Source organism: Variovorax gracilis (assembly GCF_030317115.1).
In the GTDB taxonomy this organism is placed as follows: Bacteria; Pseudomonadota; Gammaproteobacteria; order Burkholderiales; family Burkholderiaceae_C; genus Variovorax; species Variovorax gracilis.
On record NZ_JASZYF010000026.1, the window covers coordinates 18,728 to 35,476 of the forward strand.

Sequence of the window (16,749 nt, forward strand, 5' to 3'; positions counted from 1 at the left end):
GCGGTCCGCGTCGCAGGGGGACGGGACTCAGATGGTCTGGGTCGGGCGATCGGACGCCATCGTGCCGCCCAGCGCCTCTTCGATGCGTGCCTTGAGCTGGCGCGACTTGTCGTCGGACGGGAAGCGGATGCCAACGCCGGGTGCCCGGTTGCCAGCGGCGCGCGCGGGCGTGATCCAGGCGACCTTGCCGGCGACCGGATAACGCTGCGGGTCCTCGGGCAGCGTCAGCAGCACGTAGACGTCATCGCCGAGCCGGTACTCGCGAGAGGTCGGAATGAAGATCCCGCCCTCGGCGAACAGCGGAATGTAGGCCGCGTAGAGGGCGCCCTTTTCCTTGATGGCCAACTGGATGACACTGGGCCGGGCGGGCGCGGACGGGGTGGGGGCTGCTGGAGTGTTCATGGGCGACGGCGTCCCGAGTTTAGGGTGGTTCGCGCCTCGCTCACAAGCGCCTCGAGCATCAAGCCCGCATTGAAGGGGTGTTCTGCGGTTTTTGCCGCATTCGCCAGCGACTTGGACCAGCGGGCCAACGCAACCCGCGGCGGCGCAGGCGGGAGATCGGAAGCTTCGAAGAAGCGGGGCTCGGCACCGCTGTCGGTTGCCATGAGGTCATGGCAAAGTTTTTGAAGCGCACCGATGGCCTGTGCCGGCGCGTGGTCCGCCAGTGCGCTCACGTCGCCGCGCGTCATGGCCTTGGGCAACAGGCTCCAGGCCTTGGGCGACTGGCCCTGCCCCGCCAGCCGCAGTGCATCGCTGGGCCGGCCGCCGGCGGCGCGCAGGAGACCGGGCGCATCGGCAGCGGGAACGCCCTGCCCGATCAGCCAGTCCCGCGCCTCGTCGGCCATGGGCCACGGGAGCGTGAAGCCGAGGCAGCGGCTGCGGATCGTCGGCAGCAGTTGCCACGCCGCCTCGCTGGCGAGCACGAACCGGACATCGCCGACGGGCTCTTCCAATGTCTTCAGGAGCGCGTTCGCGGTGATCGTGTTCATCCGTTCCGCCGGATACACCAGCACCGCCTTGCCTCGGCCCCGCGCACTGGTGCGCTGGGCAAAGCCGACGGCATCGCGCATCGCCTCGACCCGGATCTCGCGGCTGGGCTTGCGCTTCTTGTCATCGATGTCCGCCTGCGCTTTCTCGTCCAGCGGCCAGCCGAGTTCCTGCATTGCCACTTCCGGCATGAGGACGCACAGGTCGGCGTGCGTGCGCACCTGGATTGCATGGCAGCTCGGACACTGTCCGCACGCACCGGTTTTCGCGCCCTCATCCGGCTGCTCGCACAGCCAGGCGGCCGCGAGCGCGAGGCCCAGTTCGTACTGGCCGAGTCCCGAAGGCCCCTGCAGCAGCCACGCGTGGCCGCGCTGGCGTAGCAGTTCCGCGAGCGGCTTGCGCAACCAGGGCGAGACCGACTCCGCATTCATGGCGCACCTCCGCTGTCGGAGGCCACGAGACCGCGCTCGGCCAGCGCCGCTTCGACCTGCTGCCAGACCTGTTCGCGCGACTGGCTCGCATCGATGCGGACGAAGCGCGGCGCGCCGGCTGCGCGCTGCGCGTAGCCTGCTGCAACGCGCCGGAAGAACTCGACCGGCTGCGACTCGAACTTGTCGGGCAGGCGCGCGCCAGCCAGTCGCTCGGCTGCCGTTTCCGGGGGCAGGTCGAACCAGACGGTGATGTCAGGCTGCAGCAGCGGATGCTCGCCGGAATCCGGCTGCGTCTGCACCCAATGTTCGAGCGTCGAAAGCACGCCCGCATCGAACCCCCGCCCTGCACCCTGATAGGCAAAGGTCGCGTCGGTGAAACGGTCGCAGAGCACGACGTCGCCGCGTGCCAGGGCCGGCTCGATCACGCGCACCACGTGGTCGCGTCGTGCCGCAAAGACAAGCAGCGACTCGGTCAGTGCATCCATCGGCTGTTCGAGGATCTGCGTGCGCAAGGTCTCCGCCAGTGGCGTGCCACCCGGTTCGCGGGTGCGTGTGACCTGACGGCCCTGCGCCTTGAACAGCGCCTCCAAGGCGTCGATATGGCTCGATTTGCCGGCACCGTCGATGCCCTCGAGCGTCAGGAAGAGTCCCTTCATTGCCCGCTCCGCTGGTTCGGGTCGACACCCCGTTGGTAACGGTTGACCGCTCGGTTGTGCTCGTCGAGCGAACTGCTGAAGTGGCTGGTGCCGTCGCCGCGGGAGACGAAGTACAGCGACTTGCTTTGCGCCGGCTGCACGGCCGCGAGCAAGGCGGCTTTCCCGGGCATTGCGATCGGCGTCGGCGGCAGTCCGTTGCGCAGGTAGGTGTTCCAGGGGGAATCGGTCTGCAGGTCCTTCTTGCGCAGATTGCCGTCGAAGCGCGTGCCCATGCCGTAGATGACGGTCGGGTCGGTCTGCAGCGGCATCCCGATGCGCAGGCGGTTGATGAAGACCGCCGCAATCTCCGAGCGGTCCTGCGCCTTGCCGGTCTCCTTCTCGACGATGCTGGCGAGGATCAGCGCCTCGTCGGGCGTCTTCAGCGGGAGGTCGGCGGCGCGGGCGGCCCAGGCGGCTTCGAGCTTCTTGTCCATCGCGCGCATGGCGCGCTGCAACAGGGCGAAGTCCGTCGAACCCTTGGAATAGGTGTAGGTGTCGGGGAAGAAGCGGCCTTCGGGATGCATGCCCGGCCTTCCAAGTCTCGTCATCACTTCCTCGTCCGTCTGCCCGACCGTGTCGGGCTTCAACTGCTCGGCCTTTGCCAGCGCGGCGCGCACCTGCCGGAAATTCCATCCCTCCACCAGCACCAGGCTTCGGGTAGCCTCCTCGCCGCGCACCAGCACGCTGAGCAGGGTTCGCGGGGTAATGCCGCGCTCCAGCTCGTAGCTGCCGGCGCGCATCTGCCGGTCCTGCCCCGAGAAGCGGAACCACAGATACAGGAGCTGGGGCGGCACGTCCACACCGGTATCTGCGACCGCCTGGGCGATGCCGCGGGGCGTGGTGCCCGGCTCAACCGACAGGTCGACGTTGGGAGCGGGCAGCTTGAGCGGCTGGTTGACCCACCAGAGGCCGGCTGCGCCAGCGCCCAGCACGACGAAGGCAGCCAGCAGGAAGAGCGTGAGAAAGAAGCGGCGCACGGGATCCGACGAAGGAAGCGAACTGAAAGATGTGGAATGAAGCCCTGCGGACCGAGCGGAACGGGGTCGGCCATGATAATTCAGCGATGACCTCTGTCGTTCTGAATGGCGTGACCGCCCTCTCCCACCTCGGTGTCATTCGCGCCGAGGGTCCCGATGCCGCCAGTTTCCTGCACGGTCAGCTGACCCAGGATTTCGCGTTGCTCGACGCGTCCGAGGCGCGACTGGCCGCCCTGTGCACGGCCAAGGGGCGCGCGATCGCGAGCTTCATCGGGATCCGGCCGCAGCCGGAGCGCATCCTGCTGGTGTGCAGCCAGGACATTCTTCCGGCGACGCTCAAGCGCCTGTCGATGTACGTGCTGCGCGCCAAGGCGAAGCTGAGCGACGCGAGCCATGACTACGTCCTCTACGGATTGGCCGGCACGGCGCTGACCGCCAATGGCATCGACGCCGGATTGCCCCCCGGCCGCCACAGCCAGGTGGGTGACGCCAGCGCCGTCACGCTCCACCCGTCCGACGGCATACCGCGCGCCTTGTGGATCACCCCCATGGGCAGCGCCGCGCCCCAGGGCACCACGCTGGACCCGGCGCTCTGGCAATGGAGCGAGGTCCGGAGCGGCATCGTCACGCTGACCACGCCCGTGGTCGAAGCTTTCGTGCCGCAGATGATCAACTACGAATCGGTAGGCGGCGTGAACTTCAAGAAGGGCTGCTACCCGGGCCAGGAAATCGTCGCGCGCAGCCAGTTCCGCGGCACGCTGAAGCGCCGCACTTATCTCGTGCAGGCCAGCGACCAGGTCGCGGCGGGCGAGGAGGTATTTGCCGCCAACGATCCGGAGCAACCCGTCGGGACCGTCGCACAGGCTGCCCCGTCACCCAACGGCGGCTGGGCCGCGCTGATCTCGATCCAGATCGCCGCGATCGATGCCGGCGGACTGCACGCGCGTTCCGCCGAAGGCCCATCGCTCACGGTGGAGCCGCTGCCCTACGCGCTGCTGGAAGACATTTAGGTGCCGCGATACGTCGCATTTCTTCGCGGGGTGAGCCCGATGAACGCGAAGATGCCGGAGTTGAAGCACTGCTTCGAAAGCGTCGGGTTCACCAACGTCAAGACGGTGCTTTCGAGCGGCAACGTCGTGTTCGATGCCCGCGCTGCGTCGGCCTCCGCGCTTGAACGCAAGGCCGAGGCCGCGATGACGCGGCACCTCGACCGGTCGTTCCAAACCATCGTGCGCCCGGTCGCCGCCTTGAGCGACCTGCTCGAAGCCGATCCCTACGCTGCGTTCGACTTGCCGGCAGGTGCCAAGCGGGTCGTCACCTTCCTGCGCACCGCGCACCCGGCAAAGCTCTCGCTGCCGCTGGAGAAAGACGAGGCGCGCATCCTCGCGATGAAGAACCAGGAGATCTTCAGCGCCTACGTTCCGGGCCCGCGCGGCCCCGTGTTCATGACGCTGATCGAGAAGACCTTCGGCACGGATGTGACCACCCGGACCTGGGACACGGTCAGAAAGTGCGCCGCGGCCTGAACCTGCCGCGACTGCGGGCCGCGATTCAGCAGCATCGCCCCTTGCCGCCACCGTACCGCGCCTCCAGTCGCTCCCGGAAAAAGGCCTCGTAGCTCATCGGCGCCTGTCCGGGATGCGTCCGCTCCATGTGGCTCAGGTACACGTCGTAGTCGGGCAGGCCCACCATCAGGCGCAGCGACTGCGCCAGCGAGCGGGCCAGGTAGCGCCCGGCTTGAGGCAGGGCGGCGACGGTCTTCATGACGCGGCGGATGCAGGCATCGGCTCGAAGGGGGTCTCGCGGGCGGTCGGGTGGCCGGCCGCGCGCGCCGCCAGCACGCTGCGGATGCTGTAGACCAGCACGCTCAGCACCACGAACATGAACAGCGCGCACAGCGCCGCGTCGAGGCGGTCGTTGAAGGCGATGCGCGACATTGCCTCCGGGGTCTTGGCCGGTGCGATCAGCACGTTCTGCGCAATGCCATCCGCGTACTTGGCGGCATGCGAGAGAAAGCCGACCTTCGGGTCCGACGAGAAGATCTTCTGCCAGCCGGCGGTCAACGTGCAGATCAGCAGCCAGGCGGCTGGCGCCATCGTCACCCAGGCGTAGCGATCGCGCTTCATGCGGAACAGCACCACCGTGCCGAGCATCAGCGCCACTGCCGCCAGCATCTGGTTCGAGATGCCGAACAGGGGCCACAGCGTGTTGATGCCGCCCAGGGGATCGACCACGCCCTGGTAGAGGAAATAACCCCAGGCCGCGACGCAGAGGAAGGTCGCGATCAGGTTGGCCACCATCGAGTCCGTGCGCTTCATGGCGGGGACGAAGCTGCCCAGCAGGTCCTGCAGCATGAAGCGGCCCGCGCGCGTGCCGGCATCGACTGCGGTCAGGATGAAGAGTGCCTCGAAGAGGATCGCGAAGTGGTACCAGAAGGCCATCATCGCCTGGCCGCCGATCACCTGATGGAGGATGTGCGCCATGCCGACGGCCAGCGTCGGCGCACCGCCCACGCGGCCGAGAATGGTGGTTTCACCCACGTCCTTGGCAGTCTGTACCAGCACGTCGGGCGTGATTGCGAAACCCCAACCGGAGATGGTCTGCGCGACCGCCTCCGGCGTGGTGCCGACCAGTGCAGCAGGACTGTTCATCGCGAAGTACACGCCCGGGTCGATGCAGGCCGCGGCCACCAGCGCCATCACGGCCACGAAGGACTCGGCCAGCATGCCGCCGTAGCCGATGAAGCGCGCATGCCGCTCGTTGTCGAGCATCTTCGGTGTGGTGCCGGAAGAGATCAGCGCATGGAAGCCTGACACCGCGCCGCAGGCGATGGTGATGAACAGGAAGGGAAACAGGTTGCCCGACCAGACCGGGCCATTGCCCTGCGCGAATTGCGTGATGGCAGGCATCTGCAGCGTCGGTGCGACGAACACGATGCCGATCGCGAGCGCGATGATGGTGCCGATCTTCAGGAAGGTCGAGAGGTAGTCGCGCGGCGCCAGCAGCAGCCACACCGGCAGGCTCGCGGCAATGAAGCCGTAGCCGACCAGCATCCAGGTCAGCGACTTGCCGTCGAAGGTGAACATCGGCGCCCACGTGGCGCTCTGGCTCACGGCCTGCCCGCCGAAGATCGAGAGCATCAGCAGCACGAAGCCGATCACGGAGACCTCGCCGATGCGGCCCGGGCGGATGTAGCGCAGGTACACACCCATGAAGACCGCCACCGGAATCGTCGCTGCCACCGTGAAGGTGCCCCACGGCGATTCGGCCAGCGCCTTGACGACGATCAGCGCCAGCACCGCGAGGATGATGATCATGATCATGAAGGTGCCGAAGAGCGCGATCATCCCGGGCACGACGCCCATCTCCTGCTTGATCAGGTCACCAAGCGAACGCCCGTCGCGCCGCGTCGAGATGAAGAGCACGATGAAGTCCTGCACCGCGCCGGCGAAGACAACGCCGGCCAGTATCCACAGCAGCCCGGGCAGGTAGCCCATCTGCGCCGCGAGCACCGGGCCCACCAGCGGACCGGCGCCGGCAATGGCCGCGAAATGATGGCCGAACAGCACGTTCTTGTCGGTCGGCACATAGTCCAACCCGTCGTTGTGGCGGTGGGCCGGCGTCCTGCGCCCGCCGTCGAGGCCGAGCACGGTGTCGGCGATGAACAGGCTGTAGTAGCGGTAGGCGATCAGGTAGGTGCAGAGGGCAGCGACGACGACCCATAGGGCGTTGATGGACTCGCCACGCGCCAGGGCCACTGTTCCCAGTGCGAAAGCGCCGATGACGGCGACGACAAGCCACACCAGGTGGCGGCGGATGCTTTGCATGTGGAACGTCTCCGGGGTTTGAGTCCCGGGGAGTGTCGCCAGACCGCGCCGCGCTGACATCGGTTGCACCACGCGGGTGGACCGCGTGGGAATGATTAAGGGAAAACCCTTTGACAGTGCTCAGGGGGAGCAGATACGCAGAGTCAAGTGTCGAACTCAGATCTTTCGCGCGTGTTCCACGGCGTACTTGATCAGCTCGGCCTGCCCCTCGATCTCGAGCCGGCGCTTGATGCTTTGCCGATGCGCTTCGACCGTGCGCACGCTCAGGCCCAACTCCTGGGCAATCTCCTTGCTCGATGCACCCCGTCCCAGCGCCGAAAGAATCTCGCTTTCGCGCGGCGTCAGCAGCGGCTTGGGCGCCTGGTTGCGGAAGAGCCGCTTGGACACGGCCGGGCTCAGGAAGGTGCCACCCGACCATACGGCGTCGATGGCGGCGATGATCTCGCTGGCCGGCGCATCCTTGAGCACGTAGCCACGCGCGCCGGCCTGCAGCGCTTGCTGTACGTACTCGGGGTTGTCGTACATGCTGAGCATCACGACGCGCACCTCCGGCTGGCGCTCGTGAAGCATCGCGGCCATATCGATGCCACTCACCTCCTTCATGCCGACGTCCGCCAGCACGAGATCGGGCCGCAGGTCGTCGATGAGCGGCAGCGCTTCGACGGCGCTCGCGGCCTCGCCGACGATCTCGATCTGGGGCAGCGGCGACAGGCGCGCGCGCAACCCGTCGCGCACCAGCGGATGGTCGTCCACGAGAAAAAGGCGAACCACGGGACGCTCAGTCATCCTGCGGACCTCCCGGCGCGCACGGGCACGTCGGCGACGACCGAGGTTCCGGAGCCATCGGAGTGCACGTGCAAGGTGCCACCGATGGCCGCCACGCGCTCGCGCATGTTGCGCAGCCCGATGCCGCTGCTCGGGTCTGCCTGCACCGCCTCCTCGTCGAAGCCGCGGCCGTCGTCGCGGATGTCCAGTCGCACGCCGCCTGCCGAAAAGTCCAGTGCGATGCGCACCTGCATCGCTCTCGAATGCTTGCGCACATTGGTCAGCGCCTCCTGGGTCACGCGAAACAGCGCCGTCTTCACTTCCTGCGCCAACTCGTACGGCTCGCCATGGATCGCGACCGATGCGTCGACCGCGCCCTCCTCCCCGAACTCGGCGCCCAGCCGCTCGAGAGCCGCTGGAAGGCCCAGCGTGTCAAGCAATGCAGGCCGCAACCGGTGCGAGATGCGCCGCACTTCCGAGAGCGAATCATTCAGCCGCTGCAGCGCCTTGCCGAGTGGGGGCGGCACGGACTGGCGCGAGCGCTCCAGCGCGTCCACACCGGATTCGATCAGCAGCTTGGCGGAGACCAGCATCTGGCTCGTGCCGTCGTGCAGTTCGCGCGCGAGATGGCTGCGTTCGTCCTCCTGTGATTGCACGACCTGACGCGCCAGGTGCCGCAGCCTGGCTTCGGCCACGCGATGCTCGCTCAGGTTGAGCAGCAACCCCGTCGCGCTCACGACCGCCAGGCACAGTGCGGCGATGCCTGCGATCCAGAGCATGGTTGTCGTCAGGTTGGCGCTCATCTGCTGGTCGAGAGTCTGCATCGCAGTGTCGATGTCGTCGAGGTACAGGCCGGTGCCGACCATCCAGTTCCAGCGCGGCAACACGGTCACGTAGCCGAGCTTCGGCGCCTGCTGTGCGCTCGAAGGCTTGCGCCATTGGTATTCGACATAGCCGCCGCCCTGCCGCGCCTGCGCGATCAGGTCCTGGATGGTGGCGCGGCCCTGCGAGTCGCGCAATTCCCAGAGCTGTTGGCCGACCAGTTCCGGCTGCCGCGAATGCATGAGTGCGCGGCCCTGCATGTCATAGACGAAGAAGTAGCCGTCGTCGCCGTAGTCGAGCGCGGCGAGCCGGCGCAGCGCCTCGGCGCGCGCTGCCTCGTCATTCGGCGATCCGTCGTACAACGGCTGCACGACGCTGACCGCGAGATCCACGTAGCTGCGCAGTTCGCTGCGCCGCTGGGTCATGTAGGTCTGTTCGGTCAATGCCCGCTCGCGTTGTGCCAGATCGCGCTCCTGGTGGCGCACGGCGAAGGCCACCAGCATCAGCGCGATCAGGAGCGGCGCGACGGCGAGCGCGACGATCTTGGTGCGGAGATTCATGGGGCGGCAAGACTACCACCCGCGCTCCCGGCCCGGATCAGGCCAGCTTCACCAGTTCCGCAGTCAACTCCGTGGGCGAGTCGACCATCACGTCGTGGCTGGTCGGCATCTTCACGACGCGCCAGCCGGCCGCGCCTTCGACCTTGGCCGCGAAATACCGGAACGGGCTCGGATCCCAGTTGTCCGCCAGGATGTAGAGCCGATCCTTGATCTTGTCGCCTGCGCCGGTCAGCAACAAGGGCGTCTCGAATGTCGCCAGCGCCTGCGGCCTGCAAAGGCGATCGACCCGTGCCCGGTTTGCCGGCGCGATGTTGAACATCTCCGCCGGAATCGGCTGCATCAAGCCGCAATGGTCCTGCAGCGCGGTGCCGCGAAAGGCGCCCAGAAACTGCGCCGCGACTTCGGGAGCCAGCGCCTTCGACAACAGGCCGTTCAGCGAGTCGCCATGCTCCGGAACGAAGGCGTCGAGATAGACCAGCGAGCGGATCCTGTCGCTCATGCGGTCTGCGACGCCGGTGATGACCATGCCGCCGTAGGAATGGCCGACCAGGATCACGTTGTCGAGTTCCTCCCATTCGATGCAGCCGCACACGTCGCGGATGTGCGTTTCGAGCGTGACGTTCTCCCTCGATTGGTGAAAACGCTCGCCCACGCCGGTATGCGTTGGCGTGAACACCGTATGACCGGCGGCACGCAGCGCGCCAGCAGTTTCGCGGTAACACCAGCCACCATGCCACGCGCCATGAACCAGAACAAAGTTGGCCATCGCTATGTCTCCTTGTAGGGGGACGGCCATCTTGAGCGACCGATGTGCGGCGTGCCATCGGGGAATCCCGGCCGGGCGGGGCCCGACCTGTCAGAGCTTGCGACGCATCTCGATGTGGGCGATGCCGGCTTCCTCGAAAGGATCGCCGAACGGCAGGTAGCCCAGGCGGGCGTAGAAGGCCTCCGCGCTGCGCTGCGCATGCAGGGTGACTTCGCGATCCCCCCGCGCGGCCGCCGCCGCTTCGAGTGCACGCAGCACCGCCGCGCCGTGGCCGCCGCTGCGCAATGTCCGGTGCACCGCCATGCGTCCGATGCGCCCGACGCCGGGTGCTTCGGCAACGAGCCGACCCGTCGCGACGGCCTGGCCGAGGCGATTGCGCGCCACGGCATGCACGGCAGTCGCATCGTGCTCGTCCCATTCGAGCTCCTTGGGAATGCGCTGTTCGTCGATGAACACATCGCGGCGCACCTTGCCCGCGCCATCGCCGAGCGAGTCCCATGGGCCCGTGACGACTTCGCGCATCGCTTCGCCGGCCTCGAAGGAGGCGAGGATCTCGCGCAGCAGCGGCGGCACCGGCTTGGAGGTCTGCGTGGCGGGATCGGCAAACACATAGACCAGTTCGCAGGTCACGAGCAGTTCGTCGCTGCGGTACAGCCCGCCCATGAAGAGGATCGACGAGTTGCCCACGCGCATGCACTTCATGCCGACGTCGAGCATGTCGTCCACCCGCGCCGATGCGTGGTACTCGACAGTGGCCTTGCGCACGTAGAGATCGCCGCCCAGCGCCTGCATCGCATCGTCGTACGGCAGTGCCATCGCGCGCCAGTAGTCGGCGATGGCGGTGTCGAAGTACATCAGGTAGTGCGCGTTGAAGACGATCTTCTGCATGTCCACCTCGGCCCAGCGCACGCGCAGGCGGTGGAAGAAGCGAAAGTCGGATTTCTTGAGGGTCTCGGTCATGGTTGCAAGGCTTCTTTCAATGCGCGGGCCGCGTCGGCGTGGGCCTGGAGTGCTTCGGGAATGGCGCGTCCCATCTTGACGAATTCGTGGATCACGCCGCGATAGATCTCCAGATCGACCGGCACGCCAGCGGCGCGGAGCTTGTCGGCGTAGGCGATGCCTTCATCCACCACCGGATCGTATTCGGCGAGGCCGATCCATGCCGGCGCAACGCCTTCTACGTCTTCGGCGTTGAGCGGCGCGAAGCGCCAGTCGTCGCGGTCGGCCGGGGAGTTCACGTACAGGCCAAAGAACCAGCTGATGAGGGCTTCGCCGAGCAGCGGCCCTTCGGCGAACTTCGTGTGCGAGGGCGTGTCCTGGTGCGCGGCCATGCCGGGGTAGATCAACATCTGCAGCGCGATCGGAATCCCCGCATCGCGCGCGAGGATCGCGCAGACGGCCGCCAGGGTGCCGCCGGCGCTGTCACCGCCGACTGCGATGCGCGTGCCGTCGAGGCCCCACTGTCCCGCGTTCTGCGCAAGGTGTGCAAGTGCGTCCCACGCATCGTTCGACGCCGTCGGGAACTTGTGCTCCGGCGCGAGCCGATAGTCCACCGACACCACGGCGCAGGCGCTCTTTTCGCTCAGCACCCGGCACAGGATGTCGTGGGTGGCGATGCTGCCTACCGTGAATCCGCCGCCGTGAAAGAACAGCAGCACGGGCAGGACGTCGTTCGAAGGCGCATAAAGACGCGCCGGCATGGCATGGCCGTCGCGTGCGGGCAGGCTGAAGTCCTCCACACGCGTCAGCTGCGGCTTGGGCACTTCGAGCACGCCGGCGCCCTTCTCGTAGGCGGCCTTGGCCTCGGAGGGCGTCAGCGAATGGAGCGGCGGGCGCCCGGCGCGCGCCATGCGCTCGACCACGCTGGCCATCTTGGGGGTGAGCCCGATCATTGCGCCCCACTCTCTCTGCCGAGCCGCCGTGCGCCGATTGTCTCGATGGCGTCATGCGCAAGGGTTTTTTTCGTGTCCAAGATGCTCCGTGCTTGTTAGATTCGAAGGCTCGCATCGTACCGTCCGCACCACGTCCGACCCACGTTCCGTACCACCCCATGGCCCTTATCCAGTACCTCACCCAGATCCAGTTCGATTTCGGCGCCATCCAGCTGCTTCGCAGCGAATGCGAGCGCATCGGCATCACCCGACCGCTGATCGTGACCGACGCCGGCGTGCGCGCCGCGGGCATCCTTCAGAAGGCGCTCGACGCGCTCGGCGATCTGCCGGCAGCCGTCTTCGACCAGACCCCGTCTAACCCGACGGAGGCTGCGGTGCGTGCCGCCGCCGCGCTGTACCGCGAAGGTCGCTGCGACGGGCTGATCGCCGTCGGCGGCGGCTCCGCCATCGACTGCGCCAAGGGCGTCGCCATCGCGGCCACGCACGAAGGCCCGCTCAAGACCTACGCCACCATCGAAGGCGGCTCGCCGAAGATCACCGACCGCGTGGCGCCGCTGATCGCCGTGCCCACCACCAGCGGCACGGGCAGCGAGGTCGCGCGTGGCGCCATCGTGATCGTCGACGACCACCGCAAGCTCGGCTTTCACAGCTGGTTCCTGATGCCCAAGGCCGCCATCTGCGACCCCGAACTCACCCTGGGATTGCCGCCCCGGCTGACCGCGGCGACCGGAATGGACGCCATAGCGCATTGCATGGAAACCTTCATGTCGGCCGCCTTCAATCCACCGGCCGACGGCATCGGACTGGACGGGCTCGAGCGCGCCTGGGGGTACATCGAGCGCGCCACCAAGGACGGCAGCGACCGCGAGGCGCGACTCAACCTCATGAGCGCCTCGATGCAGGGCGCCATGGCCTTCCAGAAAGGCCTGGGCTGCGTGCACTCGCTGAGCCACAGCCTGGGCGGGATCGATCCGCGCCTGCACCATGGCACGCTCAACGCCCTCTTCCTGCCGGCCGTGATCCACTTCAACGCCGGAGCCGAATCGGTGCGCAAGGACCAGCGCCTGCAACGCATGGCGCAGGCCATGCACCTCGATTCCGCCGGCGACCTGGGCGATGCGATCCGCGACATGTGCGCGCGGCTCGATCTGCCCAAGGGCCTCGCCGAAGTCGGCGTGACGCCGGACATCTTCGAGAGGGTGATCGACGGCGCCATGGCTGACCACTGCCACAAGACCAACCCCCGGCTCGCCACGCGCGACGATTACCGGCAGATGCTCGAAGCGTCGATGTGACGCACGCTCAGGAGGCGGCGCCGGTCTGGCCCAGAAGCCAGTCGCGGAACACCTTCATCGATGGGCTCGACGGCCGCGACCGCAGACGGGTCAGCCAGTAGTCGCCGGTCATGACCTCGATGGCCAGTGGCCGTGCGAGCCGGCCGTCTTGAAGCTCGCGCTCGAACATCGATGCCGGGGCGAGCGCGACGCCCGCCTGGACCGCATCGAGACCGCCCTCAACGAGGCCCGCCCCGACGATCCGCGCGACACCACGACGCCGGCCGCCATGCTCGGCGACATGCAAAAGATTCTTTTGGGCGATGCGCTTTCGCCGCCGTCACGTGCCCAACTCCTGCGCTGGCTCGATGCCAACCAGACCGGCGGCCAGCGCTTGCGCGCCGGCGTGCCGGCGGATTGGCTGGTCGGCGACAAGACCGGCTCGGGCGACCGGGGCACTGCCAACGTCATAGCGATCCTGCGGCCGCCCGGTCGCGCGCCGATCCTGGCCGCGGTCTACCTGACGGAAAGCACCGCCTCGATGGAGGCGCGCAATGCGACGATCGCCTCCGTCGGCGCCGCGTTCGCGAAGGCTGTCTGAGGGCCGGGCTCAGTCCGGCTTGACACCGGCGGTCTTGATGACCTGCGCCCACTTGGCGGTTTCCGCCGCGATGAAGGCATCGAACTCTTCCGGCGTGCTGCCCGCGGGAAAGGTGCCCATGGCCTCCAGCTTGGCCTTGGTCTCGTCGCTCTTGATGATGCGCGCCACTTCCTCCGACATGCGCTTGACGATCTCGCGCGGCGTACCTGCCGGGGCCAGCATGCCTGCCCAGGTGCTGCCGGTGAATCCGGGGAAGCCTTGCTCGATGAAGGTCGGCACCTCGGGCAGGACCGGCAGCCGCCGGTCACTGGCGACACCGATCAGCCGCACCTTGCCGGCCTTGCCCTGGTTGATCAGCCCTGTCGGCGCGTCGAAGAAAAGCTGGATCTGCCCGCCCATCAGATCGGTCAGCGCCGGCACCGCGCCCCGATACGGGATGTGGATCATGTAGGTCTTGGTGAGCGACTTCCACAGTTCGCTCGTCAGGTGCGCGGCCGAGCCATTGCCTGACGAGCCGAAGCTCACCTTGCCGGGATTGGCGCGGGCGTAGTCGATGAGTTCCCTCGCAGTCTTGAAAGGAGCGTCGTTGTTCACCGCCGCGAGGAGCGGTGACACACCCATCAGCGACACGCCGACCAGGTCCTTGCGAGGGTCATAGGGCAGCTTCGGGTAGAGCGTCGTGTTGGCCGAATACGCCGCGATCACGACGCCGAATGTGCTGCCGTCCGGCGCAGCCTTGGCGACGGCATCGACACCGATCAGGCTGTTGGCGCCCGGCTTGTTGTCGATCACGATGGTCTGCCCGAGCCGGCTCTGCAGTCCGGGCTGGATCAACCGCGCCATCTGGTCGGTGAAGCCGCCTGGCGTGTAGGGCACGACGATGCGGATCGGCTTGTTCGGCCACGCGGATTGAGCGATTGAGGGCGCCGCAATCGACACCGCAGCGGCGGCGGTCGAAAGGCTGAAGGCGCGGCGGGTCAGGCGGATGGATGGCATCGAAGTTCTCCCTTGTTTCGAGTGGGCATTCTGTGAGGTGCCTCGTGCGCCGCTCCTCAGGGTTTGCCCGCCGCGCTAGCATGCGGTCATGGCACACGATCATGACCACCACCACGCTCACGACGAGGACCACAGCGAACTCGGCGAGATGGACCTTCGGGTCCGCGCGCTCGAATCCGTGCTCACGCAAAAGGGCTATATCGATCCGGCCGCGCTCGATGTGCTCATCGATACCTACCAGACGAAGATCGGCCCGCGCAACGGCGCGCGCGTCGTCGCAAGGGCCTGGGCCGATCCCGCGTTCCACGACTGGCTGATGAAGGACGCGACCGCCGCGATCGCCTCGCTCGGCTTCACCGGCCGCCAGGGCGAGCACATGGTCGCGGTGGCCAACACCGACGAGCGTCATCACATGGTGGTCTGCACGCTGTGCAGTTGCTATCCGTGGCCGGTGCTGGGCCTGCCGCCCACCTGGTACAAGAGCGCGCCCTACCGCTCGCGCGCGGTGAAGGACCCGCGCGGCGTGCTGGCCGAATTCGGCGTGCAACTGCCCGAATCGGTCGCGATCCGCGTCTGGGACTCCACGGCCGAAGTCCGCTACCTTGTGATTCCCCAGCGCCCGGCAGGCACCGAAGGCTGGAGCGAAGAGCAACTGGCCGAACTGGTGACGCGCGACTCGATGATCGGCACCGGCCTGGCCCGCACACCGGGGGCCGGCCAATGAACTACACCACCCATGCGGACCTTGGCGGGCGAGACATGCCCGGAGCGATCGTGCCGGAACCGGAAGGGGAGCCCTTTCATGCTGAATGGGAAGCGCATGCGCTCGCCTTGACGCTCGCCATGGGCGGCACCGGCTCCTGGAACATCGATATCAGCCGCAGCGCACGCGAGACGCTGCCGAACTATGCCCGGCTGAGCTACTACCAGATCTGGCTGGCCGCACTCGAGAAGTTGATGGCCGAGCGGTCGCAAGTGCTGCCCGATGAAGTGGCCGCGGGACGCATGCTGCATCCGCCGGACCCCGTGAAGCGCGTGCTCCACGCCGCCGATGTGCCTGCCGCGCTCGCCAAGGGCGCGGCCACGGAACGGCCTGCCACCGCGCCTGCGCGCTTCGCGGTTGGCCAGCGCGTGCGGACCCGCTGCGGCCGCGTCGACCATCACACCCGCCTGCCCGGCTATGTGCAAGGCAAGGTCGGCACCATCGAGCATCTGCACGGCATGCACGTTTTCGCCGATGCGCATGCGCAGGGCCTGGGCGAGCAGCCGCAATGGCTCTACACGGTCGTCTTCGACGGCCACACGCTCTGGGACGCCGGCGCCGAGGCCGGACTCAACGTGTCGGTCGATGCGTGGGAAAGCTATCTGGAGCCCGCTGCATGACGGCATCGACGCCCCTTCTGCCCGGCATGCCGACGAACGACGGCATCGAGCCCGTCTTCCGCGAACCCTGGCAGGCACATGCGTTCGCGATGGCCGTGACGCTGCATCAGCGCGGCCTTTTCACCTGGCCCGAGTGGGCCGATATGCTGGCCCGCCAGATCAGCGCCGCGCAGGCAGCCGGCGATGCGGATGTGGGCGACACCTACTACCGGCATTGGCTCGCGGCGCTGGAGTCGCTCGTCGCCAGCAAGGGCGCCAGCACCGGCGAAGAATTGACACGCTACCGCGATGCCTGGGACCGCGCCGCCGATCGCACGCCGCACGGCCAGCCGATCGAGCTTCGCGAGCAGGATTTCCGCTGAGCCATGCGCATCGTCTGGCTCTACGCCGGCTTGCTGACCCTGCTGTTCGTCGGATTGAGCGTGCGCACCTTGCGGATGCGGCGCCGCCTGCACATCGTCATCGGCGATGCAGGGGATGAACGCATGCTGCGCGCCATGCGCGTCCATTCGAATTTCGCCGAGTACGTGCCGCTGAGCCTTCTGTTGCTGTACTTCGTCGAATCCTCGGGCGCTGCGCCCTGGTTCGTACACGCACTGGGCTTCTGCATCCTGATCGGCCGCGTCTTGCACGCAATAGGTGTCAGCCAGGTCAGGGAGCGCTTTGCGTTTCGCGTGCTCGGGATGGCCCTGACCTTCACTCCGATGATCGCGTCGGCGTTTCGGCTGTTGCACGTCTACTGGAGCAAGGCGGGCGGCTGAAGCGATCGCTGA

Annotated in this window: 21 protein-coding genes; 8 read left to right on the forward strand and 13 right to left on the reverse strand. The window is 67.3% G+C overall.

Annotation, left to right across the window (positions count from 1 at the left end; genetic code table 11):
* Positions 1-27: 27 nt before the first annotated feature.
* The 4 genes from QTH97_RS29315 to mltG are packed head-to-tail and all read right to left on the reverse strand — an operon-like array spanning position 28 to position 3,090.
* Complete coding sequence (locus QTH97_RS29315; RefSeq protein WP_214685382.1) at positions 28-402, reverse strand: PilZ domain-containing protein; 375 nt, start codon at positions 400-402, stop codon at positions 28-30.
* Positions 399-1,418: a DNA polymerase III delta subunit-related protein gene (locus QTH97_RS29320; protein ID WP_286572099.1), complete on the reverse strand. Its 1,020-nt coding sequence runs from the start codon at positions 1,416-1,418 to the stop codon at positions 399-401. Before QTH97_RS29320 ends, QTH97_RS29315 begins: the two co-directional genes overlap by 4 nt.
* Positions 1,415-2,074 (reverse strand): dTMP kinase, encoded by a 660-nt coding sequence (gene tmk / locus QTH97_RS29325; RefSeq protein ID WP_286572100.1) that lies wholly within the window; start codon positions 2,072-2,074, stop codon positions 1,415-1,417. Before tmk ends, QTH97_RS29320 begins: the two co-directional genes overlap by 4 nt.
* Entirely contained in the window at positions 2,071-3,090 is a 1,020-nt protein-coding gene (gene mltG, locus QTH97_RS29330; RefSeq protein WP_286572101.1) for an endolytic transglycosylase MltG, read from the reverse strand. The genes tmk and mltG overlap by 4 nt, the downstream gene beginning before the upstream one ends.
* An 86-nt stretch (positions 3,091-3,176) precedes the next feature.
* Here mltG and ygfZ point away from each other — a divergent pair, with 86 nt between their 5' ends.
* Together ygfZ and QTH97_RS29340 are read left to right on the forward strand one after the other, a co-directional pair.
* Positions 3,177-4,100: a CAF17-like 4Fe-4S cluster assembly/insertion protein YgfZ gene (ygfZ, locus tag QTH97_RS29335; protein ID WP_286572102.1), complete on the forward strand. Its 924-nt coding sequence runs from the start codon at positions 3,177-3,179 to the stop codon at positions 4,098-4,100.
* A complete protein-coding gene (locus tag QTH97_RS29340; RefSeq protein WP_286572103.1) occupies positions 4,101-4,616 on the forward strand; it encodes a DUF1697 domain-containing protein in 516 nt (171 codons plus the stop codon).
* A 25-nt stretch (positions 4,617-4,641) separates the two neighbouring features.
* Here QTH97_RS29340 and QTH97_RS29345 read toward each other — a convergent pair whose 3' ends face one another.
* The 7 genes from QTH97_RS29345 to QTH97_RS29375 form a co-directional block, all read right to left on the reverse strand.
* On the reverse strand, positions 4,642-4,854 hold the full coding sequence (locus tag QTH97_RS29345) for a YbdD/YjiX family protein (RefSeq protein WP_286572104.1): 213 nt from the start codon (positions 4,852-4,854) through the stop codon (positions 4,642-4,644).
* On the reverse strand, positions 4,851-6,917 hold the full coding sequence (locus QTH97_RS29350) for a carbon starvation CstA family protein (protein WP_286572105.1): 2,067 nt from the start codon (positions 6,915-6,917) through the stop codon (positions 4,851-4,853). The genes QTH97_RS29345 and QTH97_RS29350 overlap by 4 nt, the downstream gene beginning before the upstream one ends.
* A 156-nt stretch (positions 6,918-7,073) precedes the next feature.
* Positions 7,074-7,703, reverse strand: a complete 630-nt coding sequence (locus QTH97_RS29355; RefSeq protein WP_286572106.1) for a response regulator — start codon at positions 7,701-7,703, stop codon at positions 7,074-7,076.
* Complete coding sequence (locus QTH97_RS29360) at positions 7,700-9,064, reverse strand: cache domain-containing protein (protein WP_286572107.1); 1,365 nt, start codon at positions 9,062-9,064, stop codon at positions 7,700-7,702. The genes QTH97_RS29355 and QTH97_RS29360 overlap by 4 nt, the downstream gene beginning before the upstream one ends.
* A gap of 37 nt (positions 9,065-9,101) precedes the next feature.
* Positions 9,102-9,830 carry an alpha/beta fold hydrolase gene (locus QTH97_RS29365; protein ID WP_286572108.1) on the reverse strand — a complete coding sequence of 243 codons (729 nt, stop codon included), beginning with the start codon at positions 9,828-9,830 and terminating at the stop codon, positions 9,102-9,104.
* 90 nt (positions 9,831-9,920) lie between these two features.
* Entirely contained in the window at positions 9,921-10,790 is an 870-nt protein-coding gene (locus tag QTH97_RS29370) for a YbgC/FadM family acyl-CoA thioesterase (protein WP_286572109.1), read from the reverse strand.
* Positions 10,787-11,722, reverse strand: a complete 936-nt coding sequence (locus QTH97_RS29375; RefSeq protein ID WP_286572110.1) for an alpha/beta hydrolase — start codon at positions 11,720-11,722, stop codon at positions 10,787-10,789. Before QTH97_RS29375 ends, QTH97_RS29370 begins: the two co-directional genes overlap by 4 nt.
* A 158-nt stretch (positions 11,723-11,880) precedes the next feature.
* Here QTH97_RS29375 and gbd point away from each other — a divergent pair, with 158 nt between their 5' ends.
* Complete coding sequence (gbd, locus tag QTH97_RS29380; protein ID WP_286572111.1) at positions 11,881-13,017, forward strand: 4-hydroxybutyrate dehydrogenase; 1,137 nt, start codon at positions 11,881-11,883, stop codon at positions 13,015-13,017.
* Positions 13,018-13,024: 7 nt separating this feature from the next.
* Here gbd and QTH97_RS29385 read toward each other — a convergent pair whose 3' ends face one another.
* Entirely contained in the window at positions 13,025-13,186 is a 162-nt protein-coding gene (locus QTH97_RS29385; RefSeq protein ID WP_444813485.1) for a type 2 periplasmic-binding domain-containing protein, read from the reverse strand.
* Here QTH97_RS29385 and QTH97_RS29390 point away from each other — a divergent pair.
* On the forward strand, positions 13,166-13,597 hold the full coding sequence (locus QTH97_RS29390; RefSeq protein WP_444813486.1) for a serine hydrolase: 432 nt from the start codon (positions 13,166-13,168) through the stop codon (positions 13,595-13,597). The genes QTH97_RS29385 and QTH97_RS29390 overlap by 21 nt on opposite strands.
* A gap of 9 nt (positions 13,598-13,606) precedes the next feature.
* Here QTH97_RS29390 and QTH97_RS29395 read toward each other — a convergent pair whose 3' ends face one another.
* Complete coding sequence (locus QTH97_RS29395; protein WP_286572112.1) at positions 13,607-14,593, reverse strand: tripartite tricarboxylate transporter substrate binding protein; 987 nt, start codon at positions 14,591-14,593, stop codon at positions 13,607-13,609.
* Positions 14,594-14,681: 88 nt separating this feature from the next.
* Here QTH97_RS29395 and nthA point away from each other — a divergent pair, with 88 nt between their 5' ends.
* The 4 genes from nthA to QTH97_RS29415 are packed head-to-tail and all read left to right on the forward strand — an operon-like array spanning position 14,682 to position 16,737.
* Positions 14,682-15,317 (forward strand): nitrile hydratase subunit alpha, encoded by a 636-nt coding sequence (gene nthA / locus QTH97_RS29400; RefSeq protein WP_286572113.1) that lies wholly within the window; start codon positions 14,682-14,684, stop codon positions 15,315-15,317.
* Positions 15,314-15,976 carry a nitrile hydratase subunit beta gene (nthB, locus tag QTH97_RS29405; RefSeq protein ID WP_286572114.1) on the forward strand — a complete coding sequence of 221 codons (663 nt, stop codon included), beginning with the start codon at positions 15,314-15,316 and terminating at the stop codon, positions 15,974-15,976. Before nthA ends, nthB begins: the two co-directional genes overlap by 4 nt.
* Entirely contained in the window at positions 15,973-16,338 is a 366-nt protein-coding gene (locus QTH97_RS29410) for a nitrile hydratase accessory protein (RefSeq protein ID WP_286572115.1), read from the forward strand. Before nthB ends, QTH97_RS29410 begins: the two co-directional genes overlap by 4 nt.
* Before the next feature lie 3 nt (positions 16,339-16,341).
* The gene (locus tag QTH97_RS29415) at positions 16,342-16,737 is read left to right on the forward strand and encodes an MAPEG family protein (RefSeq protein ID WP_286572116.1); all 396 of its coding nucleotides are present in this window, start codon (positions 16,342-16,344) and stop codon (positions 16,735-16,737) included.
* Positions 16,738-16,749 lie beyond the last annotated feature (12 nt).